We start from the raw sequence: 22,660 nt of genomic DNA, 5'->3' as shown, positions 1-22,660 counted from the left end.
GCGTACCTTAGTAATGAACAACAGAAAATAATTTATAATTGGCAGTTCTGATTAATAAGTGCAATTTTTCATAAGGGCAATCAGTCGCTATAGCAGGCATCTTTCCCACCAAAGGAAAATATTCCATGATCGATAAACAACTGACTGAAACAGAAAGATACCAGATTTTCAATTTAAAAAAAGAAGGATTTTCACAATATGCCATTGCTGAATCACTTAATTTAAATCCATCAGTCATCAGCAGGAAATTGAAGGGAAATAAGCAGGCTCAGGAATTTTATTCTGAAAAGTCTCAGCTTAATGTATTAACTCACCATCATTTTTCTAATAAAGCGGTGAAAATTACACCAGAGATATAAAATCCACTCGCAGCCAATTTATCATACAGAGCCTGCAAGATATGGCCTTTATCTCCACAGATGTGCTCCAGTGAATCCTTTCACCAACGATTTTGCGATCATCTGTATTTTTACTGCCAATTTTCGACGGGCAGTTCCCAACAATTATTGATATACCAAATTCTAGTTGAAACAATATCCCTACCATTTGGTAGTGATATTTTTTGGCTGAAACGGATCACCAAAGCACATTATTTTCTATTTTACCGTAAAAACATCACGAACTTTTTATGTAAAGATTAATAAAATGTTACCGGAAACAGTTAAAAACACTTTAAAACACACTAAAAACTAAAATAAAAATCTAATATTTAAAATAAAAAGATATAAAATCTCGTTTTGAACTATCAAAACAGCCTATCTAAATTTTTCTGACTGACAGCAATTTTCTCGAAGGTTTCAAATGATAATCTAGCGACATATTTTCTTATGTAACGAAATATAAAACCGTAAGAAATGAAATATTGAGATAGATTCTCGATAAGGTTTTATGTTTACAACTATCATGTTTATTGATAGTTGATTAGCTACATTAGAAATATTGAGTGTGAACTTACAGTAGGCCTGAGTTCAATTGTTACAGAAAGGGGAAAACAAGTGAGTATAGCCATTATGATTGGCACACATGGGGCTGCAGCAGAACAACTGCTTCATACTGCAGAGATGTTGATTGGAGAACAGGAGAACGTTTCTTATATCGACTTCGTACCCGGTGAAAATGCCGATACATTATTCGATAAGTACAACAAAAAACTGGAATCGCTCGATACAGAACAAGGGGTTTTGTTTTTTGTCGATACTTGGGGTGGTAGCCCATTCAATGCGGCAAACCGTATTGCCGTCGATAAAGACAACTACGAAATAATCACGGGTGTAAATGTCCCGATGTTAGTTGAAGCCTTCATGTGCCGTGACGACGGTCCCTCAATGGAAGAACTGGTTGCTGTTGCATTAGAAACAGGGAAAGAAGGCATCCGGGCCCTAAAAACCGAACAAACTGAAGAACCCGCAAAACCTGAACCAGTTAAACAGGCAGCGCCTGCCGTAACATCAATTTCAGCGCCTGCTGCGGGCGGCCATATGAAGATAGCTCTCGCGCGTATTGACGATCGCCTTATTCACGGTCAGGTTGCTACCCGTTGGACGAAAGAAACCAACGTCAAGCGTATTATTGTTGTCAGTGATGAAGTTGCTCAAGATACCGTACGTTCTACTCTGTTGAAACAAGTCGCACCTCCCGGCGTCAGTGCACACGTCGTGGATGTTGCTAAGTGTGTTCGTGTTTACAACAACCCTAAATATGCGGGTGAGCGCGTCATGCTGCTATTCACCAACCCGACAGATGTCCTGCGCATTGTAGAAGGAGGAGTTACTCTCGAATCCGTAAATATTGGTGGTATGGCTTTCCGTCAGGGAAAAACCCAAATCAACAACGCGATTTCTGTTGATAATACTGACATCGAAGCCTTTGGAAAACTGAGTTCTCATGGCATCGAACTTGAAGCTCGCAAAGTCGCCAGTGATACCCGTTTAAATATGATGGATCTGCTGAAAAAAGTTTAAAAACAAAAACAGATGTCATTTTATTAACCATTACTCAATAACAAAATTCTTACCAAATTACATTTGGTTACAGGAGAAAAACAATGGAAATTACCGTTGTTCAACTTGTGTTGATATTCATCGTTGCCTGTGTCGCAGGCATGGGATCTATTCTTGATGAATTTCAATTTCACCGTCCATTAATTGCCTGTACATTAGTCGGCTTAGTGCTTGGCGATATGAAAACCGGCATCATCATCGGCGGTACACTGGAAATGATCGCGCTTGGCTGGATGAATATCGGTGCGGCAGTCGCCCCTGATGCAGCTTTAGCCTCCATCATTTCGACCATTCTGGTCATCGCAGGCGGGCAAGATGTCGGTGCCGGTATCGCACTGGCGATTCCGCTGGCTGCGGCAGGACAGGTTCTGACCATTATCGTTCGTACTCTGACTGTTGGTTTCCAGCACGCAGCAGATAAGGCGGCAGAAAACGGTAATCTTCGAGCAATCAGCATCATTCATATTTCAGCCCTGATGTTACAGGCTATGCGCATTGCCATCCCTGCTCTGATTGTTGCGATATCCGTAGGAACCTCTGAAGTTCAGACCATGCTGAACTCCATCCCACAAGTCGTTACCAGTGGTCTGAATATCGCCGGTGGCATGATTGTGGTGGTTGGTTATGCAATGGTAATTAACATGATGCGTGCTGGTTACCTGATGCCATTCTTCTACCTTGGTTTCGTCACTGCCGCTTTCACTAATTTCAACCTGGTTGCATTAGGTGTCATTGGTATCGTTATGGCAATCCTGTATATCCAGCTTAGCCCTAAATACAACCAATCACAGGCAGCCGCTTCTGCTGGCAATACCTCAAACGACCTTGATAACGAATTAGATTAAGAGGATAAACAATATGTCAGAGACAAAAAATATGGGTCAGAAAAAACTGACGCAAAGCGATATCCGCGGTGTTTTCCTCCGTTCTAACCTCTTTCAGGGTTCATGGAACTTTGAACGCATGCAGGCGCTTGGTTTCTGCTTCTCAATGGTACCTGCCATTCGTCGCCTGTACCCAGAGAATACAGAAGAAAGGAAACAAGCTTTAAAGCGACATATGGAGTTCTTTAATACTCACCCTTATGTTGCAGCACCTATTCTTGGTGTCACCATGGCAATGGAAGAACAGCGCGCCAACGGAGCCAACATTGATGACGGCGCTATCAACGGTATCAAGGTTGGCTTGATGGGGCCTTTAGCTGGTGTAGGTGACCCAATTTTCTGGGGAACTGTACGCCCGGTATTCGCCGCCCTTGGTGCTGGTATTGCCATGAGTGGCAGCCTGTTGGGCCCTATTCTATTTTTCTTTCTGTTTAATTTGGTCCGCTTGTTCACCCATTACTTCGGGATAGCTTATGGCTATAAGAAAGGCTTGGATATCGTTAAAGATATGGGCGGTGGCTTCTTACAGAAAATGACGGAAGGAGCGTCAATTCTGGGCTTATTTGTCATGGGAGCCTTGGTCAATAAATGGACGAAAGTCAATATTCCGCTAGTGGTTTCAGAAGTTCCCGATCCACTCACTGGCGAAATTAAAGTGACTACCGTTCAAACAATTCTGGATCAATTAATGCCTGGCCTGATGCCATTATTGCTGACCTTCGGCTGTATGTGGCTACTGCGGAAAAAAGTCAATCCTCTGTGGATAATTGTAGGCTTTTTCATTCTGGGTATCGTCGGTTTCCGCTTTGGTTTCCTTGGCTAAATTTGTTTTTTATACCATTTCAATACATGGGGAGGCAGAACCTCCCCATTCTTACAAAAACAAGAATACTGTAAGGCTTCCATTCGCAATGAAAAATAGGGACTAAAAATGAGCTTGAATGATATCATCTTGATAATTTTGATTGTGTTAATGCTCGCTTTTGCAATTTATGATGAATTTATTATCAATCAGCTCAAAGGTAAGACGCTGTTAAATATAAAGCTTAAAAGAAAACAGCGGATTGACGCCCTGATCTTCATTGTTTTGATCGGAGTTGTTATTTACAATAACGTCACATCTCATGGCAGCCAATTCACTACCTATTTATTATCATTTATCATCCTTGTAACGTTATATTTAGGTTATATTCGCTCACCGAAATTAATATTCAAAGAACAAGGCTTCTATCATGCTTATCGCTTTTTTCCTTATGAAAGTATTAAAGCAATGAATTTATCTGAAGATGGTATTCTCATGATGGAGTTAGAACATAATAAAATATATATCTCTGTCACAAAATTAGACGATCTGGAAAAAATTTATCAATTCCTTATGAATAATAGATAATCCTCCCCCTTACTTTCAATCCATATAGATTAAATAAGGCCAAAGCGAATTATTGGTCTTATTTTTCACCCCACAAAAGGTAATGATAACTATTATCAGTTCCGTATCAAAAATATAATGAATTTTTTTGCCTTTTATTCTGAATATGATATTGTCCGGTTCAGTCATTGGGGAGTAGCCTGTTCCAGACAGTTTCTGGAAAATTCGTATCAACATGCTCGTTTAAAATAAAACGTGGTGCGAATGCCTAAAGAGCCAGACAAATAGACTCTGGATGGTTGGCAAGACCATAGACACATAGCTGCGCCATTGGTTGGGGGTGAAGTTGTGTGTATATGGAATCACCCAACCGAGGCTATTTTGATGAACTTCTATGCAACACTTATTCTCGCACTAGCACTTTCCATGGATGCTTTTGCCGCAGCAGTCGGAAAAGGAGCCTCTCTACACCGCCCTCATTTTCGTGAAGCCATACGCACTGGTATTATCTTTGGCCTGGTTGAAACCTGCACCCCTTTAATTGGTTGGGGACTAGGCCTGTATGCCAGCCAATATATTATGGAATGGGACCATTGGATCGCCTTCTCATTGCTGTTCATTCTTGGCTGCCGAATGATTATTGAAAGCTTCAAACATGAACCTGAAGCCCCCTGTAAAACCACACGTCAACGCCATAGTTCAGTGGCATTAGTTCTCACTGCTGTTGCAACCAGTCTGGATGCCATGGCAATTGGTGTCGGTCTTGCCTTCTTGCAAGTTGATATTCTGCATACCGCCATGACAATCGGGCTTATGACCATGATTATGGCGACGCTGGGAATGTTAATAGGCCGTTATATCGGCCCTCTATTGGGTAAACGTGCTGAGTTAATTGGTGGGTTAGTATTAATTTGCATTGGCTTCAATATATTATTCGAGCACCTTCAATTATTTATGTATGCTGAATAATCTCTTCTCCGGGGTGAATAAGCATTTATTTACTCCGGATTTTCTGATTGATACCCAATAAATCTCAGGTTACAGCATATCCGATAAAACAGTAACCTGAGAAATAAGACGAATATAAGATTATTGCTATCAAATACGTCGGTATACTTTCAATGTGAAATCTGCTTCACAATTAAAGCTATCTTGTGACAACAAATCAGCTTTAATTTCTTCTGATGCCCGCCAGGCAAAAGGGGTCATCTGCAATAAATTATGGGCTTGTTCGCCATCTAATGACATTGGATAAGCCAACGTTTGCGTCGAAATTAAATCAAACCCTTCCCATTGCTCATGGTTTTCAGGATGCAAATGCACGTCCTGATAAATCAACTCCTTCAATTGATACAAATGGCGTGGGCCTGGTGTCACCGTCAGAACAATACCGCGTGGTTTCACTACGCGGGCTAATTCTGTTGCTTTACAGGGGGCATAAATCCGTAAAATGCCATCCATTGCACTGTCTGCAAATGGTAACCGGTGGCTGGATGCCACGCAGAAATTAACATTGGAATAACGTTTTGCGCCATAACGAATCGCTACCTTCGCCACATCCAGTCCATATACTGTCAGGTTACGATGATGACTTAACTGTTCTTGTACCGCAGCTGTGTAATAACCTTCACCACAACCGATATCCAGCAGCGTTTCAGCTTCCTCCGGCAAATATCCATTAAGCAGTTCAATCGTTTTTTGTTGCAATGCCCGATAATGCCCGGAATGCAAAAATGCCCTTCTTGCTTGCATCATCTCCACACTATCACCCGGTTCTTTTGAACGCTTATGTTGAACGGGCATCAAATTGACGTAACCTTCTTTTGCACAATCAAATTGGTGGTTGTTTTTACAGCGCCATTGATGATGAGTAAACAATAATGGCAAGTGGCATAAAGGACATTGATAAGACATAACATTCCGATGGGTAGGAAAAATTCAGGGGGAGCTACTATACCATAGTTTTATATACCGCGTTTTCACCCTCTATGTTTTACCCCGTTATTTTACTGAATTGAAAAATTGAATTGACTATTTTTGACACTAAAATTAATGTTTTTGAAAATCAGACAGCAACATTTTTATTACAATCGGAGGCATTATGTCAATTGACAATCTAGAAACTGGGCGGCTGCTATTAACAAAATTAGCGCATAATGATGCGCCTCAGATTCAGCAAAAATTCCCTCATTGGGATATCGTCAAATACTTAGATGGCAGTGCAGTTCCATGGCCTTATCCTGCTGACGGAGCTGAATATTTTGTCAATAAAATCGCTCTGCCCGCCATGCAGTCAGGAAAAGCCTGGCTATGGTCTATTAGAATAAAAGAACACCCTGATGAATTGATTGGTGTGATCGGATTACATGATAAGCAAGATAATAACCGGGGTTTCTGGCTGTCTTTAGACTATCAGGGTCAGGGATTGATGCGTGAAGCCTGTGAAAGAGTTACCGATTATTGGTTTCACACACTGGGGCAATCTGTTCTCAGAACGCAAAAAGCCAGTATTAATCAACGCTCAAAAAATATCTCATCAGCACAAGGAGAAAGATTAATAAAAACTGAAAAAAAACAATATGTGTCAGGAATATATGATTGTGAATTCTGGGAAATAACCAGAGAGGAATGGTGCAACAGGCATTCCCTTTCTTAATGCTGACTTTCAGGCAGTCAGTTAGCCTGATGCTCTCCCTTCCCTACTTGCCGGGGAAATTGAGCTTGTAAGAACGGGAGTAATAATAAGCCTATCATTACTGCGCAGACAGAAATGGTAATAAATAACCCTGTCCAATGGTAATGCTCCAAAATGACGGCAAAAGGATAGCCAGCAAGAGCGGCTCCTGTATAAGCAAAAAGCCCCACAAAACCCGTTGCAGCACCTGCGGCATCTTTGTGTGAACATTCAGCAGCAGCCATCCCAATCAATAATTGTGGGCCAAAGACAAAAAAGCCAATGGTAAAAAAACCGATTGATTGAAAAACCAGCCCCGTCACAGGCATCAGCCATAAAGCAGCCACTGACAAAAAAATACCCATTGCAAATATCAAGTTCATCGGCCCACGATTACCACCAAACACTCTATCTGATCCCCAACCTGCCACCAGCGATCCCATAAATCCACCGATTTCAAACAGGGATAACACCGCATTTGCACTCACCAAATCATAATGGTGATATTCCGTCAAATAGAGGTTTCCCCAATCATTAATAACCGTGCGAACGATGTATACCAACACATAACTAAATGAAAGCAACCAAATGTATTTATTGCGAAAAACATACATTTTCAGTATTTCTCTGGTGGTTAGCCCCTGCCCCTGGCTTTCCTGCATCTTTTCCAAACGATCGTTACGAAACTGACCGATGGTCGGCAACCCCATAGTTGTGGGCTTATCACGTAATCGCCAACATAAAAACAGACCCGCTAAAATGCCCAGACAACCCGGTACAATAAACCCTTCCCGCCAGCTAAAATGCAATGTCAAAAAACTGACAAACAATGCCACCAATGCACTGCCTACATGATGTGAAGTATTCCATAACGACCACCAGAACCCACGCTCTGAACGGGAGTACCAACTCGTCAGCAGCTTAGCGCATGACGGCGATCCCCATCCCTGAAACCACGCATTTAATATCCAAAGGAAGGTAAACATGACAATAGAGCTGGACAAGCCAAAAAAGATATTGATGATGCCTGTGGCAATTAGCCCTATTCCCATGAAATAACGCGGATTAGAACGGTCAGAGATAATGCCGGAAAGAAATTTGGAACAACCATATGTGATGTAAAACAGCGTGCCAATAAGGCCAATCTCACCTTTATCAAGGCCAAGATCGGTTATCATGGCAGGCATCGCATAGTTAAAACTTTTGCGGGTAAAATAAAACAGCGCATAGCCTATATAAAGGCTCAGCATGATATGCAAGCGCCAATAACGGTATTGCTCTCGAATTTCTCCATCAGACAAATGACGTTGATGGGCCGGCTTAGGTTGAGAAGAAATGGTCATGACTGTATCTTAAAGTTTAGGAAAAATGATTGACAAATCTGTCCCCGAACGTGCCAGACCATCCTGTCGTTTTTCACTATAAATTGAGAACGTTCCACCCAGTGCCTGCACACGTTCCCGCATACCACGTAAACCAAATCCTTTCATATGGTCTTCGGCCTTACAGCCAATACCGTTATCCCTGATCAGCAGCTTAATCTTTTCCCTGACAGAAAAATGCAGTTCAATATGATTGGCCTGAGAATATTTCAGGGCATTATTCAGTGCTTCCTGACAAAGACGATATAATGTGATCTTGGTTGTATCACTCAGTTGCTCAATGGCCACCGCAGAATCCGCTTCCCAGTGAGTTTCCACCAATATATCATGGGATTCAAACTCCATATCCCGCAATAATTGTTCAATGGCTTCTTTCAGGCCAAGATCATCAATAATTTTAGGACGCAACCGACTAAGCAGTCCCTTAGTCGTATCATAAACATTGAGAGATAATGATTCGATAGTTTTAGCGCAGTTAAAACTAATTGGTGCGACTTCGACACGTTGGATAATATTGGCCTGTGTACGAATAGCGGTAATATTCTGACCAATTTCATCATGCAATTCACGTGCAATTTCTCGCCTCACCGATTCTTCTGCTTTTACCAATTGACGGGATAAGCTGTGATTGCGATGCAGTTGACGCTTTAACTGCACATTAAGGTCACGCTGACGCTGAACCGCCATCCCTAACATAATACCCGTTAACGTTTGCACCAAAAGCGATAACAGCAGATCTGTGATCTCCATACTTGAAACGCCACTACGCGCAGCAATCAATGCAATGCTGTTCAATAAGGTACCGAGTACAGCACCTTGCCAGCCATAACGAAAAGCCAGAAAGATAATCAGGATGGCTAAACAAAATGGGGCAAAGTAGCGCAATTCATTCGGTAGCCCCACCTGCAAGAAAATATTCAGTATAAACAATAAAATACACAGAGAAATGTGACTCATGCGAAACTGAAGCCGATGTGATACCAGATTGGCGGTCAACGGAAACCAAACTTTTTGGAATAAATAGTGCCATACCAAATAACACAGAGGAATCAACATGACGCCACCCGTTAAGCTCACCAAAAATGCAATAATCAAGGCAGAGCTATGATTACTTATTGCCACAACATTAATGAGAGAAGTTATCAGGATCACACTGATCATGACAGCGAATCGCTGCCATTGACGACCGAAATAATAACGGCTGGCAAACCAAACAACCGGGAGACTGGCTATGCTGGCGGTTAATACTGTCAGCCATTGCAGTTGCCCCATTAAAAGCGTCAAACAAACGGTCAGCACCCATTCTGCACCATAAACCGTCGGCCAATAATGTTTGGGAGTATGCAGCACGATACCGAGACGCAAGGAAAAAGGAAAAAATAAGATAGCCAGTTCTGAGTCATTGACAAAATAGTAGGCGATTACCCATAAACAGAACCACCAACAAGAAAACAGCAGCCAACCGCAGAGTGAGTTAATCAGATATCGAGGCATTAAAAATCACTAGTGGCAAAATAATTAGCTAAACCAACGTTATTTGTTACCCCTAACTTACTCATCGCATTAGCGCGATGAACATGCACGGTTTTATGGCTCAACCCCAGTTCCGCCGCCACCGCCTTGACATCCATACCACGGGCCAACATTTCTCCTACTTGTCGTTCCCGTTTAGTCAGATGTTCCAATGAAGTCGGATTGCTTTTTGATGAGGTCAATTTGAGCACGATATCCGGTGTAAGATAACAACCATTATTTGCCGTAGTGCGTACTGCCTGAACTAATTCATCCGGGCTACAACGTTTGCTGAGATAACTACGTGCCCCCGCCTTCAAGGCATTTTCCACCATAGTGGCAGAATCATGAACACTCAACATAATACAGGCAATACCCGAAGGAAGATCTTGCAGCAGTGACAGCCCACTTTCATCTTTCATCGAAATATCCAGAATACAGATTGTTGCTCCTGAGCCCGGCAACCCTTGTCTGGCTTCAGCACAAGAACTGAATTCCCCTACCACCTCAATATCAGATTCGAGATTCAGTAATTGGGCGAACCCTGAACGAACAACAATATGATCATCAACTAACGCTACTTTAATCATCATTATTTATTATCAAATTAAGAATCAAACTAAACTACCTTTCTTGGTATGCCTTAGCAATAAATGATGCATTTGGTAAAAGGTGGAGAGAAGATGCTACTGTAGAAATACAGCAGCATCGACACATTTTTTCAGAATGGGTTACTGCGCTTTCTTACTTTTTCGTATTTTTCTTTCTTCCGCAATTGCCACAAAAATAAGCAGGCTAAGGCAGACAAAGGCTGAGGCATCCAGGGCAACAAACGTTCCTTTCCAACCGGTCAAACCAAAGACAGGCACACCATCAGCAATCATACCCAAACCGAGTTTGGCAAAGCTGTCACCAATTAAGTAAGCAAATGTTCCTTTAACACCATCAGCAACACTGATTGCTTTTTTCGGTACAAAACCAACAGCCGCTACACCTATCAACAATTGTGGGCCAAATACCAGAAAGCCGAGTACAAACAGGGAACCCAAATACATGAACTCACTGGTTGCATTTTGATAGAATTCAAGGCAGACAATGATTAAACCTAACGAAAAACAAGCAACCAGAGCGCGACGACCATTTGCTAAATCTGAGAGATATCCCCACATTAGCGTACCGACCAACGCGCCTATTTCGAACATGGTGAAACCCGTGATGGCAGTTTCTTTTGATTGCCCCAATTCCTGATACGCATACACCGTTGACCATTGGTCAATACCAATACGCACGATATAAAGGAAAATATTGGCAAAACAGAGTAACCAAATCACTTTGTTCTTTAGGACATATTCAACAAAGATCTCTCTTTTAGTCATTTGGTTTTCTTCTGCCGCAATATCTTCTTCGCTGACAGTTTCACCAAATAGTTCTTCTACTTTACCCAATCCATAACTTTCCGGAGAATCGCTACCATAACGCAATCCAATAAAGCCAATAATCAGTGCAATAATAGAAGGAAAAACAAACATTCCTATTACATGACCATTGAAAAAATAATTGGCACCAAAGAGTGCAACTCCAGCCGCCCCGGCCCCGCCTACGTTATGTGACATATTCCACAAGCCAAGATAACTTCCGCGTTTATTGCGGGGAGTCCATTTTGTAATCGTGGAATAGCTGGCAGGTCCCCCGATGCTTTGGAAAAAACCACTCAACGCATAAAATGCCACCATCAGGAAAATGCTGACGCCAGAATTACCCATACTCATACTGAAACCCAACATGGCAAGGCCAGATAGAATCAGCATGAATGGCAAGAATTGTTTGGTATTTTTACCGTCCGCATAGTAGGCAACAACCGTTTTGCCGATCCCATAGGTAATAGAAAACCCTAACCCTATTAACCCCAATTGCGTCATCGACAAGCCGTAAGTCGAGATCATATCATTTTGGGCGATGTTAAAGTTTTTACGCACCAGATACATGGCCATATAGCCAATAAAAACCACCAGGTACGACTGCATAAAGGGCTTGAACCACATTTTGCGGCGTACTTCCACTGGAAGATCCAGTGTTGGCTTACGAATTTGTTCTAGAATTTTAAGCATTTTAATTCCTTGGATAACCACGAGAAGAAGAGCCTTTTTTGATGCAGGTGGAAATAAAAAAGGCAAATCGCAAGAAGCGAAAATTTTCGTTGGTATTGTTATTACTTGGCAGTTTAAGGAACTAGAAACAAATTGGCTTGAGCTGTGGTCTTAGTTGATTTAGGAATATTTCTTAGTTTTGTGCTATTCGGACGTAAAGCGTGAAAAGAATCACACTCCTTTTATACTCAATTTTATCAGGCCATCGCCATGCGGGTTCGCCCAGAGTATCGATACCTATCGTATGAGTCTCACCAAACTGTTTTTTTAAGTTGGATCGGTTGCTCTTTTTGACTTCCAACGATATCTGGGCCAATAGAAACTGAACAGTATCATCAACAACGTTAACGGAGAGCCGCATAGAAAAACGAGACTATTAATAGATAATTCGCCTTTACCTGAAAGCACATAAAGCCCTGTCGCTTTCAACAAAAACACCAAGATCCAAACCATAGAAACTTCATGCCACACTCTGGCATAAAGTGGCGTACCGTAAGCAGCAATGGTTTTCAATCCCGGCATAGCTTGTTCTGCCAATGTTTGCACAACTGGCCTACCCAATAATGAATAAAAACAAAATATGATTATCGTGGAAATAGCCCCACTAATAGAAAGAAATACGTCTTCTTGCTTGATAGCAAATAGCGTATTCCCATGAATATAAAGATAATGACTCATACCTGATACGAGAATCAACGCAACAACAATTAAAGAACCTTTGGTTTTGCTAATAAATTTGAGAACAAGTGAGTATAAACCTGTTAGCAACAAAGCAATACCAACACCACCAAACCGAAACGCAATGTTATAAAGCATTATCGGTATAATAATAGTCATTATTGCATCACGCGATAATAGATAACGCCAGATGGAGATAGGTTGCTGTTTAGTCATAATTATTCCTTTTTGCAACGTGCTGAACGAAATGGTAAATAATATAAATTGAATAAAAAAGCATAGCCGATAGCAACTAACTTTAATCTATTCATCCATATTACACTACGTATTTTATCAATTTAATGAAAAAGACTGCATTAATATAATTAAATTCATTTACTTAAAATCTTTCGTAACCTTGAATACCCAAAAGCCACCCAAATTAACAGGCGACTTTTGGTATGCTCTTCAATTTAATTAACTTTATTTTACTACTTCCCATAAACCTCCCTTAGACATAAACATAATTTGCTGACCCTTTTCTACACGTTGTTCTTTATTGTTAAAGTGCAGCAATGTAGTCTGCCCAGCCCGATGATCTATAAAAATTGACTTCCAATCATAATTTACCGCATCAGGGAAATAAATATCAGGAGCCAATTTCCCATCAAATAATCTTATTGCGACTAAACCTTGTGAATCCAATAGTTGGGCAATCTCTTTCTGAGTTATGGTTTGTCCGTTTGTAATCGGGACTTGAGGAACGTCAGGAGAAGCAATCCAACCCAAGTTACTTACTGTATTCAGGCATTCAGTGTCATTGCATGCTGCATGAACGACATAAGCATCGCCACAAATACCATGAGCGTTATTACTTTGGTCAGTACTTTGTTTGGCTACAATAGTACTATCCCCTAATGGATTGCGAAATACCGAAGACTGGGCTCCCAGGGCATAACACGATCCTCGTACCTGACCACCGTATTCTTCCACAAAACCAGAAGACCCAATCAGTTTACCAAAATTAGCAGGAACTATAATTTTTCCAATCTCTATTGATGTTCCATCCATTAAATCAGTGACTGTGCCCGTCACTATATTTCCATTCTTACTCACATCTAATTGATATGTATGCCCGGTTTTCCATGACATTTCAGTCTGACACTGGACACCTTTACCCTCGCCACCGTCAAAAGAACCACAATTGCTACCTTCCCAACCAGTGGCAGTCCATATTGAATAGTTAATGCCTCGAATTCCTACACCTCCAGATCCTACACCTCTAGTTTGTAATCCCATATATCCTCCTCCATTTCCTTTAAAAGAGAATTGGTTTGCCCAATAGTAATGGGAATTTTCACCACCATCATTATTAATTTGCTGAAAAAAAGATAATTTATCGAACTCACTCGATGGTGGCCAAGTATTAGTAATCCAAACTAATCCCACCGCAGTAACAGAGTAACTCGTGACACTCACTAAAAACATTAATTTCCATAATATGGATATGAATACTTTTTTCATAATAATTCTCCTGTTAGTTGAAAAATCACAAAGTAAATAAAATAACAAATGGATTTAAATATAAAATCCATTACTGGATGTAATGACATAAAACAATAAACTGTTAAATGCCATTCATTTATTAGCCAGAAAAAAAATCCATAATTCATTAAAGTGCTTTTTTAAAAAATGGTTATTTTATTTCATCCAGATAGAATAACATTAATATATTAAAGGCGTATACTCCAGTCGGCAGGAACTAACTCTGATTCACTCTATTTATTATCTAAGCATAGTACACCAGCAGAAATTCGTATTATTTTTCTCAGTTGAAAAACCATAATTATAGTTATTCGTGATCTTATTTTTTTACCCAAACCCATAATTATAATAACATTTATTTTAACCACTAAATACCTAAAAAAATCACATGCAGATATAATGCGAAGCCACGTTGTATTTTTTTATAGAAAAGATTGCGAGGGTTTAAGCCGGTTTTTCCGGCTTATCAACGAGAATCAAAAAGCCCTTTTTACTATCTTTGAAAGCACAGCAGCAGCCAGATCAGTATGAGTAAATAAGGTATCTACGCACTTACCAACCACAAACTCTGTACCTTTCTCTTTCACTAACTGTAAAAGGATTTTCTTTTCAGAATCAGACAAGTTCGCAGCATTAATTATTGTTTCAATCTGTTCCGGTGTATTTTTATGGATATTGATGGTAACCGTATTGATTTCATTACCTATTATGTCCGTATTAACGTAATCAACGCCAGCAGAAGTAAGCATCATTGCTTCTGGATTAAAATCATAACCACCATCAATATCAAAAAGGATTGCATCATGATTAACCAGCCCAATTTTTATTAAATAGTTTATATCGTCAGCTAGTTGATCCCATCCAAGTGTATTCCCAAGGAACTGTAATTTCTCTTCACTAATAGGTTGCATTAAGCGATTTTGATCATTCATAGCACGAATAATCATAAGCTGTCTCTCTTTCAGCATAGCCATGAAAGTTTCCTTATTTAGCATTGATAAAGATTAAATTATAGATGACTTACTTACGTTAGCGAATGTAGGGAAATTGGTGGAACGCAGAGACAAAAAAGCCCTGAAATCAGGGCCTTAATTAGAAAATCATGATAATTTGGTGAGGCTTGGGGAGACGTTAAATCATTCCCATTCAATCGTCGCTGGTGGCTTACCGCTAATATCATAGACCACACGCGAAATACCTGCGACTTCATTGATGATCCTGTTCGATACACGCCCCAGGAAATCATATGGCAAATGTGCCCAGTGAGCAGTCATAAAGTCAATGGTTTCTACCGCACGCAGGGAAACAACCCAGTCGTATTTACGACCATCGCCCATAACGCCTACAGAACGGACTGGCAGGAATACGGTAAATGCCTGACTCACTTTATGGTACAGATCGGCTTTATGCAGCTCTTCAATAAAGATAGCATCAGCACGGCGCAGTAAGTCACAGTATTCTTTCTTCACTTCACCTAATACACGAACACCAAGGCCCGGGCCCGGGAATGGATGACGATATAACATCTCATATGGCAGCCCCAATTCCAGACCGATACGGCGAACTTCGTCTTTGAACAGCTCTTTTAATGGTTCAACCAGACCCAGCTTCATATCTTCCGGCAAGCCACCCACGTTGTGGTGAGACTTAATCACATGGGCATTGCCCGTTGCAGATGCCGCAGATTCGATAACGTCCGGGTAAATCGTGCCCTGAGCCAGCCACTTAACTTGACTTTGTTTCGAAGCTTCTTCATCAAACACATCAATAAAGACGTGGCCAATGGTTTTACGTTTGGCTTCTGGATCATTAATTCCCGTCAACGCAGACAAGAAGCGATCTTCTGCTTTAACATGAATGATGTTCAGGTCAAATTTCCCTTCGAACATTTCCATAACTTGATCTGCTTCGTTCAAGCGCAGCAAGCCGTTGTCTACGAAAACACACGTCAGTTGCTTACCAATTGCACGGTTCAGCAACAGTGCTGTTACGGAAGAATCCACACCGCCAGACAGAGCCAGAATAACCTGATCATCACCAATCTGCGCGCGCAGACGTTCTACGATATCATCAATGATAGAAGCCGGTGTCCACAGCGCTTCACTTTGACAGATATCCAGTACGAAGCGTTTCAGGATATTCAGCCCCTGATGAGTGTGAGTCACTTCTGGGTGGAATTGCACACCATAAAAACGTTTTTCATCATTGGCCATGATAGCAAACGGGCAAGTATCAGTGCTGGCAATAGTCTTGAAATCAGCCGGAATAGCAGTCACTTTGTCGCCATGGCTCATCCATACATCCAACAGAGGTTTACCGGCTTCACTCAGTGCATCTTGAATATCGCGGAATAGTTCACAATCCTGCTTAATTTCAACCTGAGCATAACCAAATTCACGCTCATCAGAGTTGGAAACCTGACCACCCAACTGCTTGGACATGGTTTGCATGCCATAACAGATACCCAATACTGGCACACCTGCATTGAAAACATATTCCGGCGCACGTGGGCTATTGTGCTCAGTTGTGCTCTCCGGTCCACCAGAAAGGATAATACCATTCGGGTTAAATTCACGGATTTGCTCTTCAGTGACATTCCATGTCCAAAGTTCACAATAAACACCAATTTCACGAATGCGGCGTGCAATAAGCTGAGTGTATTGCGAGCCAAAATCAAGGATCAGAATACGATGCTGATGGATATTAGTTGTCATTTGAGGTGAATTCCAAAAACAAGTGGCAATTAAAAATTTAAAAAGTCAGTGGCCCGATTACGGGCCACCCTAAATAGATTACAGACCTAAACGATAGTTTGGTGATTCTTTGGTAATCGTCACGTCATGAACGTGGCTTTCCTGAATACCTGCACCACTGATACGAACAAATTCTGCTTTAGTTCTCAGTTCATTAATGGTTGCACAGCCAGTCAGGCCCATACAGGAACGCAGGCCACCCATTTGCTGGTGAACGATACTTTTCAGCAGACCTTTATAAGCCACGCGGCCTTCGATACCTTCCGGCACAAGTTTGTCTGCTGCGTTATCAGTCTGGAAGTAACGGTCAGAAGAGCCTTTAGACATCGCGCCCAAAGAACCCATACCGCGGTAGGATTTGAATGAACGGCCTTGATAAAGTTCGATTTCACCCGGAGATTCTTCTGTACCAGCCAGCATTGATCCGACCATCACACACGATGCACCTGCCGCAATCGCTTTGGCGATGTCGCCAGAGAAACGGATACCACCGTCTGCAATAACAGGAATACCAGTACCTTCCAATGCTTCAACTGCATCTGCAATTGCAGTGATTTGAGGAACACCCACACCCGTTACGATACGAGTCGTACAAATAGAGCCAGGGCCGATACCTACTTTAACCGCATTCACACCCGCTTCCATCAGCGCTTTAGCGCCTTCTCCGGTTGCTACGTTACCGCCGATAATTTGTAGATCAGGGTATTTAGTGCGGGTCTCACGAATACGCTGTAAAACACCTTCGGAATGACCGTGTGAAGAGTCGATAAGCAGCACATCTACACCCGCTGCGACCAATGCGTCAACACGTTCTTCATTACCGGCACCTGCACCAACCGCAGCACCAACACGCAAACGACCCTGCTCATCTTTACATGCGTTTGGCTTACGCTCTGCTTTCTGGAAATCTTTCACCGTAATCATGCCGAGCAGGTGGAAGTTATCATCAACAACCAACGCTTTCTCAACACGTTGTTCGTGCATTTTCTGCAAAACGACTTCACGGGCTTCGCCTTCTTTTACTGTCACGAGGCGCTCTTTCGGCGTCATCACCGCAGTTACCGGCTGATCCAAATCGGTAACGAAACGGACATCACGACCAGTAATAATACCCACCAATTCATTCTCTTCGGTGACCACCGGATAACCAGCGAAACCATTACGTTCAGTCAATTCATGGACTTCACGCAGAGTCGTTTGTGGCGTTACAGTAACAGGGTCGGTAACAACACCGCTTTCGTGTTTCTTCACGCGGCTGACTTCTTCGGCTTGACGCTCGATTGACATATTTTTATGAATGAAGCCAATGCCCCCTTCCTGTGCCAGTGCAATTGCCAGTGAAGATTCCGTCACGGTATCCATAGCAGCGGAAAGCATAGGAACGTTCAGGCGAATGGTAGAAGTTAATTGGGTGGACAGATCTGCTGTGTTTGGCAGGACTGTAGAATGGGCAGGAACCAACAAAACATCGTCAAAAGTTAATGCTTCTTTTTTAATACGTAACATGGGCAATATCTCACCAGGCTATGGAGCAATAAGAGGGATAAAATATTGCCGCGGCATTATACAGGCCGAAATCGGTTGCCTCCAGCATTTTTTGAAAAAAATTCTTGATTAGTCAGATAAGGAGATTAATATCGTTCAATTAAGTCCTTGTTTTAAAATTTGATCTAGCTCACATGTCACTACCAACCAATACCGGAATTTTTTCTGTTAGCCGTCTGAATCAGACGGTTCGTCAGCTATTGGAGCTGGAAATGGGCAGAATTTGGCTATCTGCCGAAATATCCAATTTTTCTCAGCCATCGTCAGGACATTGGTATTTCACATTAAAAGATGAACGGGCACAAATTCGTGCCGCCATGTTCCGAAGCAGTAATCTGAGGGCAGCATTTCGTCCACAAAATGGTCAGCAAGTGCTGGTACGGGCACAAATCACGCTGTACGAACCTCGGGGCGACTATCAACTGATTGTCGAAAGTATTCAGCCTGCCGGAGACGGGTTGCTGCAACAACAATTTGAAATGTTGAAGCAAAAACTCACCGCAGAAGGCCTATTTGATCCGATCCATAAAAAACCCCTGCCCTCACCGGCAAAGCGACTCGGTGTCATCACCTCGGCAAGTGGCGCTGCATTGCACGACATTCTGAATATACTGAAACGGCGCGATCCTTCCTTGCCCATCGTTATTTATCCCACCGCAGTGCAGGGAGCTGAAGCGCCATTACAAATTATTCGCGCAATCGAACTGGCAAATGCGCGACAAGAATGTGATGTTCTGATTGTCGGACGTGGCGGAGGGTCACTAGAAGATTTGTGGTGCTTCAATGATGAGCAAGTTGCACGTGCGATATTCCAAAGCCGTATTCCCATTGTTAGTGCTGTCGGGCACGAAACGGATGTGACAATTGCGGATTTTGTTGCTGATTTACGCGCTCCTACCCCTTCTGCGGCAGCAGAACTGGTTAGCCGCAATCAGATAGAGTTATTGAGGCAAGTTCAATCCTTACAACAACGCCTTGAAATGGCGATGGATTATTTCTTTGCCCAAAAACAACGCGTGTTTAATGTGTTGTCCCATCGGCTTCAACAACAACGCCCTGATTTGCGCCTGGCACGGCAACAAAATCATTTGGCTGAATTGCGCCAAAAGTTGATTGATAGTTTATTACGTTGCCTGAAACAAAATTCAATTTCATACGAGAAGTTGAGCCAGAGGCTGTTACAAACCAATCCCGAACGGAAAATTCGCCATTATAATCAATCGATCCAACAGCTTGATTTTCGTTTGCAACAGGCCATTGAGCGGCAGTTAGGACGTTGTCGGGAAAAGTTTGCTATCTCCTGTTCACGAATGGAAGCCGTAAGCCCGTTAGCAACATTAAGCCGTGGTTACAGCATCAGTGAAGCACCGGATGGAAAGTTGCTGAAACAAGTTAAGCAGGTAAAAGCGGGTGATATGGTGAAAACACGATTGCAGGATGGTTGGGTTGAGAGTCAGGTGATACAGGTTACAAAAAGTAAGCAAGAGAAAAATTAAATTAGTACGGTTATATGGGACTAATTAGGGGGGATTTGTTAAAAACCCCCCTCCACGGAAGTAATCTGCATTCTTCTCAAAGACAGAAATTTCATCGTTAAGTGCACTAAAAATGTATGTCGGGGAAGCAGCTCCCCGTAGTGCGGTGACCTCTGCCGCCGCACGGGCCCTTATTAATCAGTAATTCTCTCCAGTCCCACTGATGTGGTGCGGTAAGTCTGCTGTTTTCCCTTTTCGGCCAACCGAACCTGCCGCATATCGTTGGTGATGATTAAACGATCATCCGGCTCTTCATGGTACAGACGGATCACCTCGCCGCCGTAACCGGAGATAGGCAACACTACCGAGCGAACCTGCTGTGTTTGGTTGCCGATGACCTCATAACGGTACAGGCTGTTGCCGTCCGCATCCTCGTAACCGATCGAAGCGTAAACTCCTGGGAAGTAAGAATGCGCAATCCCTGCTTCAATCTTCACCGTCAGGGTTTTCTTCACCAGATCGACGACGCCGGTCAGGAACTGACGATCGCTAAACCCCTTATAGGCCAGAGTGAAGGCATTGCCCTGATTATCGCCCGGACGGGTGTTGTCGGCGGGAATGCAATCCTGATAGGTTACCAACAACTGCTCACGCTGCGGACTGCCAAAGATATTGATAGCCAGATAAATGTCGTCTTTGAAAGACGAGAACGGTGCGTAATAGGCCTGAGGATAGCTGCGCAAACGTTCCGCAGCCCCCTTCAACCGCATCAGCAACGCCTGCTCCGGATCACCCTGAAGCGCTTCATTTCTCAGCCCGCTGTTGGTGAGCGTCAATAGGTTGGTTTTGTTTTTATTGTCAATAATGTTTGGATAGTCCGGATTCACCCGCACCAGACTCGGCTCTGCATGATAAATTTCAATTTGGTAGCCCGCAGTAAAAGGCAGTTCGTCATGACTAAGGCTCGCCTGGGTGCCGTGAATGTCCTTGCTGAACACCACCGCGCCTTGCGGATCGCGCACGAAAATTTTGGCATAGGTGACGTTAGGGAAATAGACGTGCGGAGTGGTGTTGGTGACGTCAATCACCAGCTTACCCTGGGCATAATCGGCCACCAGAGTGGCGAAAACGGCACCGCCCAATCCCAGCAGGTTGATCTTCTGTGAGATGATCGATGAAGAGACCTTTTTGACAAAGTGGAGTTCTACCGCACTATCCCCCTGCTTCACCACCAGATAACCTGACGTTAGCTGATATTTGCGATCTTTGCCGGTGGGTAGACGCAGTGTGTAAACGCCAATCGGCAGCTCACTCAATACCATCGTCGGACTGTTGATCTGCGTTTTATAGGCGTAGCGCGCCCCCTCTAGCAGGATCAGATCCTCGCCATAAATCTGCGCAAAATCATCAATAGTAAAATTAAGGGTGACATTGCCTTTCAGGCCGCTGACTTTCAGCTGTGAGGCATCGACCAATCGTAAGGTGGAATCCAACTTCAACTGCGTTTTCACTTCATCCAACTGCTGTGCATTGACCAATTGATACAGCGGGTACACCGCTTTGGCATGGCTGAACGCGTTACGATCCCGCTGTGTTTGGGTCACGTAGCCGCCGGTCAGTTGAACGAATGGCGTTACGTCCACCCGCTCACTAACCATCGCAAAGCTTTCGGACAACATATCAAGCAACGCATGTTCGTAAAGTACAAAACCTGGTGTATTACAGTTTGCGCGGTACTGCTGATTGAAATGCGTGAAGGCATTCTTTCCCGCCTTATCCACCATCAATACAACGAAATACAACTTATAGAGCAGATCCCATTGATTGAGCGGGGTGGCCTGAGCAATCAGATCGACGATTTCCTTCTCGACCTTCGCCATATTGCCGTAATTATACAGCCAGCCTTCTTTATATTTGCGCTCACCTAACATCACGTCCTGATAACAGGCGGCATAAATATTGTTCCACACTTCCCCAGTAGAAAAGTATTTATCCCCCGTAAAGGGGCCCTCATAACCGTGGGCAATTTCATGCAGACTGCCCCAGTTATCATCTTTCGGCGTCAGCCAGCAACTGCTGACTGAGCCGCCGGTTTGCGCCGTCCAGCCGGAGCTGTAATAAGCGAAAGCGCCGCCAAGGCTGCTTTTATCGGCCCTCATAAAGTAGCGGTTTTTAATATTGCGATCCGAATCGTTTTCAGCCTCAAATGAAACGCCTGCCAGCGCATTATAGGGTCATGAACCCAATAGTTAGATCGTTTAGAAAAAGTAGTATTCTGTTTCAATGAACGTTCCTATCACTTTATCGTGTATCTTTTCGGATTTGGAATAACCTATCGTTTTTCGATTCAGCCTTTTTAGGCGGATACGGAGGGTGAGATTGGTTCTCTCGATACGTTGGGTAAATTTCTTTCCGGTGAGGTGTTTTCCTTCAGGAAGGCTATCGTAAACGGCATAATCATCTGTACAGTAAAACCGGATATTAAAAGGGGACAGAAACGCCAGTAATTTTTCCAGCGTTTTCCTGCTGCGATCACCAAACACATGCGCCACTATCCGTTTCATACGGGGTTCCCAGGCGTACCAGAGCCAGCGCTGATTCTTCTTGCGTAACCCTTCACCAGTCCCCCATTGACACAAAAATGTGATGTTTATCGCTTGATCCGCATTTCCCTGTTGCTTGATCCTGCCAGTCAGGTAACTTTTTCACCCATGAAA

Annotated in this window: 19 protein-coding genes, 1 pseudogene and 1 riboswitch; of the genes and pseudogenes, 8 read left to right on the top strand and 12 right to left on the bottom strand. The window is 42.9% G+C overall.

Translation table 11 applies throughout. The annotated features are described in order from the left end of the window. Nucleotides 1–125: 125 nt before the first annotated feature. From AAC854_RS06065 to mntP, 6 genes are all read left to right on the top strand, one after another. Nucleotides 126–359: a helix-turn-helix domain-containing protein gene (locus tag AAC854_RS06065; RefSeq protein ID WP_340616326.1), complete on the top strand. Its 234-nt coding sequence runs from the start codon at nucleotides 126–128 to the stop codon at nucleotides 357–359. 636 nt (nucleotides 360–995) lie between these two features. Then, the gene (gene manX / locus AAC854_RS06060; protein ID WP_340616325.1) at nucleotides 996–1,961 is read left to right on the top strand and encodes a PTS mannose transporter subunit IIAB; all 966 of its coding nucleotides are present in this window, start codon (nucleotides 996–998) and stop codon (nucleotides 1,959–1,961) included. Between the two features lie 83 nt (nucleotides 1,962–2,044). Continuing rightward, nucleotides 2,045–2,845 carry a PTS mannose/fructose/sorbose transporter subunit IIC gene (locus AAC854_RS06055; RefSeq protein WP_340616324.1) on the top strand — a complete coding sequence of 267 codons (801 nt, stop codon included), beginning with the start codon at nucleotides 2,045–2,047 and terminating at the stop codon, nucleotides 2,843–2,845. 13 nt (nucleotides 2,846–2,858) lie between these two features. Next, entirely contained in the window at nucleotides 2,859–3,707 is an 849-nt protein-coding gene (locus AAC854_RS06050; RefSeq protein ID WP_340616323.1) for a PTS mannose transporter subunit IID, read from the top strand. Nucleotides 3,708–3,815: 108 nt separating this feature from the next. Continuing rightward, complete coding sequence (locus AAC854_RS06045; RefSeq protein ID WP_340616322.1) at nucleotides 3,816–4,274, top strand: DUF986 family protein; 459 nt, start codon at nucleotides 3,816–3,818, stop codon at nucleotides 4,272–4,274. A gap of 155 nt (nucleotides 4,275–4,429) precedes the next feature. Beyond that, nucleotides 4,430–4,589, top strand: a riboswitch (yybP-ykoY riboswitch). 48 nt (nucleotides 4,590–4,637) lie between these two features. After that, entirely contained in the window at nucleotides 4,638–5,222 is a 585-nt protein-coding gene (gene mntP / locus AAC854_RS06040) for a manganese efflux pump MntP (RefSeq protein ID WP_340616321.1), read from the top strand. A gap of 129 nt (nucleotides 5,223–5,351) precedes the next feature. On the opposite strand, the gene rlmA is transcribed toward mntP, so the two are convergent. Next, entirely contained in the window at nucleotides 5,352–6,167 is an 816-nt protein-coding gene (rlmA, locus tag AAC854_RS06035) for a 23S rRNA (guanine(745)-N(1))-methyltransferase (protein WP_340616320.1), read from the bottom strand. A gap of 187 nt (nucleotides 6,168–6,354) precedes the next feature. Here rlmA and AAC854_RS06030 point away from each other — a divergent pair, with 187 nt between their 5' ends. Beyond that, nucleotides 6,355–6,909 (top strand): GNAT family N-acetyltransferase, encoded by a 555-nt coding sequence (locus AAC854_RS06030; protein WP_340616319.1) that lies wholly within the window; start codon nucleotides 6,355–6,357, stop codon nucleotides 6,907–6,909. Nucleotides 6,910–6,926: 17 nt separating this feature from the next. On the opposite strand, the gene uhpC is transcribed toward AAC854_RS06030, so the two are convergent. The 9 genes from uhpC to guaB all read right to left on the bottom strand — a co-directional run bounded on the left by uhpC (nucleotide 6,927) and on the right by guaB (nucleotide 18,429). After that, entirely contained in the window at nucleotides 6,927–8,270 is a 1,344-nt protein-coding gene (uhpC, locus tag AAC854_RS06025) for an MFS transporter (RefSeq protein ID WP_340616318.1), read from the bottom strand. Nucleotides 8,271–8,279: 9 nt separating this feature from the next. Next, on the bottom strand, nucleotides 8,280–9,803 hold the full coding sequence (uhpB, locus tag AAC854_RS06020; protein ID WP_340616317.1) for a signal transduction histidine-protein kinase/phosphatase UhpB: 1,524 nt from the start codon (nucleotides 9,801–9,803) through the stop codon (nucleotides 8,280–8,282). Beyond that, nucleotides 9,803–10,411 carry a response regulator transcription factor UhpA gene (gene uhpA, locus AAC854_RS06015; RefSeq protein WP_340616352.1) on the bottom strand — a complete coding sequence of 203 codons (609 nt, stop codon included), beginning with the start codon at nucleotides 10,409–10,411 and terminating at the stop codon, nucleotides 9,803–9,805. The genes uhpB and uhpA overlap by 1 nt, the downstream gene beginning before the upstream one ends. Before the next feature lie 141 nt (nucleotides 10,412–10,552). Beyond that, nucleotides 10,553–11,929, bottom strand: coding sequence for a hexose-6-phosphate:phosphate antiporter (gene uhpT / locus AAC854_RS06010; RefSeq protein WP_273549048.1), 1,377 nt, complete (start codon nucleotides 11,927–11,929; stop codon nucleotides 10,553–10,555). Nucleotides 11,930–12,235: 306 nt separating this feature from the next. Beyond that, nucleotides 12,236–12,862: a hypothetical protein gene (locus AAC854_RS06005; RefSeq protein ID WP_340616316.1), complete on the bottom strand. Its 627-nt coding sequence runs from the start codon at nucleotides 12,860–12,862 to the stop codon at nucleotides 12,236–12,238. A gap of 246 nt (nucleotides 12,863–13,108) precedes the next feature. Further along, on the bottom strand, nucleotides 13,109–14,149 hold the full coding sequence (locus AAC854_RS06000) for a DUF3472 domain-containing protein (protein WP_340616315.1): 1,041 nt from the start codon (nucleotides 14,147–14,149) through the stop codon (nucleotides 13,109–13,111). Between the two features lie 497 nt (nucleotides 14,150–14,646). Next, nucleotides 14,647–15,144: a hypothetical protein gene (locus AAC854_RS05995; protein ID WP_340616314.1), complete on the bottom strand. Its 498-nt coding sequence runs from the start codon at nucleotides 15,142–15,144 to the stop codon at nucleotides 14,647–14,649. A 162-nt stretch (nucleotides 15,145–15,306) separates the two neighbouring features. Continuing rightward, nucleotides 15,307–16,884 carry a glutamine-hydrolyzing GMP synthase gene (guaA, locus tag AAC854_RS05990; RefSeq protein WP_340616313.1) on the bottom strand — a complete coding sequence of 526 codons (1,578 nt, stop codon included), beginning with the start codon at nucleotides 16,882–16,884 and terminating at the stop codon, nucleotides 15,307–15,309. Between the two features lie 78 nt (nucleotides 16,885–16,962). Beyond that, nucleotides 16,963–18,429 carry an IMP dehydrogenase gene (gene guaB, locus AAC854_RS05985; protein ID WP_340616312.1) on the bottom strand — a complete coding sequence of 489 codons (1,467 nt, stop codon included), beginning with the start codon at nucleotides 18,427–18,429 and terminating at the stop codon, nucleotides 16,963–16,965. Nucleotides 18,430–18,602: 173 nt separating this feature from the next. Here guaB and xseA point away from each other — a divergent pair, with 173 nt between their 5' ends. After that, nucleotides 18,603–19,964, top strand: a complete 1,362-nt coding sequence (gene xseA / locus AAC854_RS05980; RefSeq protein WP_340616311.1) for an exodeoxyribonuclease VII large subunit — start codon at nucleotides 18,603–18,605, stop codon at nucleotides 19,962–19,964. A 173-nt stretch (nucleotides 19,965–20,137) separates the two neighbouring features. Here the strand turns inward: xseA and AAC854_RS05975 are convergent, their stop codons facing one another. Further along, a complete protein-coding gene (locus AAC854_RS05975; protein WP_340616351.1) occupies nucleotides 20,138–22,165 on the bottom strand; it encodes a putative mucin/carbohydrate-binding domain-containing protein in 2,028 nt (675 codons plus the stop codon). Nucleotides 22,166–22,201: 36 nt separating this feature from the next. Further along, nucleotides 22,202–22,549 (bottom strand): annotated as a pseudogene (locus AAC854_RS05970) (IS1 family transposase); the annotation flags it as partial. Nucleotides 22,550–22,660 lie beyond the last annotated feature (111 nt).

Origin of the sequence: Xenorhabdus entomophaga, assembly GCF_037996725.1 — a bacterium.
GTDB classification, from domain to species: domain Bacteria; phylum Pseudomonadota; class Gammaproteobacteria; order Enterobacterales; family Enterobacteriaceae; genus Xenorhabdus; species Xenorhabdus khoisanae.
Note: the sequence above shows the minus strand (reverse complement) of the source record. Positions and strands in the feature narration are given on the sequence as shown.

Coding starts and splice junctions, on each gene's coding strand:
- guaA (WP_340616313.1), bottom strand. CDS start 16,884: ATGACAACTAATATCCATCAGCATCGTATTCTGATCCTTGATTTTGGC.
- AAC854_RS06000 (WP_340616315.1), bottom strand. CDS start 14,149: ATGAAAAAAGTATTCATATCCATATTATGGAAATTAATGTTTTTAGTG.
- uhpB (WP_340616317.1), bottom strand. CDS start 9,803: ATGCCTCGATATCTGATTAACTCACTCTGCGGTTGGCTGCTGTTTTCT.
- AAC854_RS06005 (WP_340616316.1), bottom strand. CDS start 12,862: ATGACTAAACAGCAACCTATCTCCATCTGGCGTTATCTATTATCGCGT.
- mntP (WP_340616321.1), top strand. CDS start 4,638: ATGAACTTCTATGCAACACTTATTCTCGCACTAGCACTTTCCATGGAT.
- AAC854_RS06065 (WP_340616326.1), top strand. CDS start 126: ATGATCGATAAACAACTGACTGAAACAGAAAGATACCAGATTTTCAAT.
- uhpC (WP_340616318.1), bottom strand. CDS start 8,270: ATGACCATTTCTTCTCAACCTAAGCCGGCCCATCAACGTCATTTGTCT.
- rlmA (WP_340616320.1), bottom strand. CDS start 6,167: ATGTCTTATCAATGTCCTTTATGCCACTTGCCATTATTGTTTACTCAT.
- xseA (WP_340616311.1), top strand. CDS start 18,603: ATGTCACTACCAACCAATACCGGAATTTTTTCTGTTAGCCGTCTGAAT.
- AAC854_RS06045 (WP_340616322.1), top strand. CDS start 3,816: ATGAGCTTGAATGATATCATCTTGATAATTTTGATTGTGTTAATGCTC.
- AAC854_RS06055 (WP_340616324.1), top strand. CDS start 2,045: ATGGAAATTACCGTTGTTCAACTTGTGTTGATATTCATCGTTGCCTGT.
- uhpT (WP_273549048.1), bottom strand. CDS start 11,929: ATGCTTAAAATTCTAGAACAAATTCGTAAGCCAACACTGGATCTTCCA.
- AAC854_RS06030 (WP_340616319.1), top strand. CDS start 6,355: ATGTCAATTGACAATCTAGAAACTGGGCGGCTGCTATTAACAAAATTA.
- AAC854_RS06050 (WP_340616323.1), top strand. CDS start 2,859: ATGTCAGAGACAAAAAATATGGGTCAGAAAAAACTGACGCAAAGCGAT.
- AAC854_RS05995 (WP_340616314.1), bottom strand. CDS start 15,144: ATGGCTATGCTGAAAGAGAGACAGCTTATGATTATTCGTGCTATGAAT.
- guaB (WP_340616312.1), bottom strand. CDS start 18,429: ATGTTACGTATTAAAAAAGAAGCATTAACTTTTGACGATGTTTTGTTG.
- uhpA (WP_340616352.1), bottom strand. CDS start 10,411: ATGATTAAAGTAGCGTTAGTTGATGATCATATTGTTGTTCGTTCAGGG.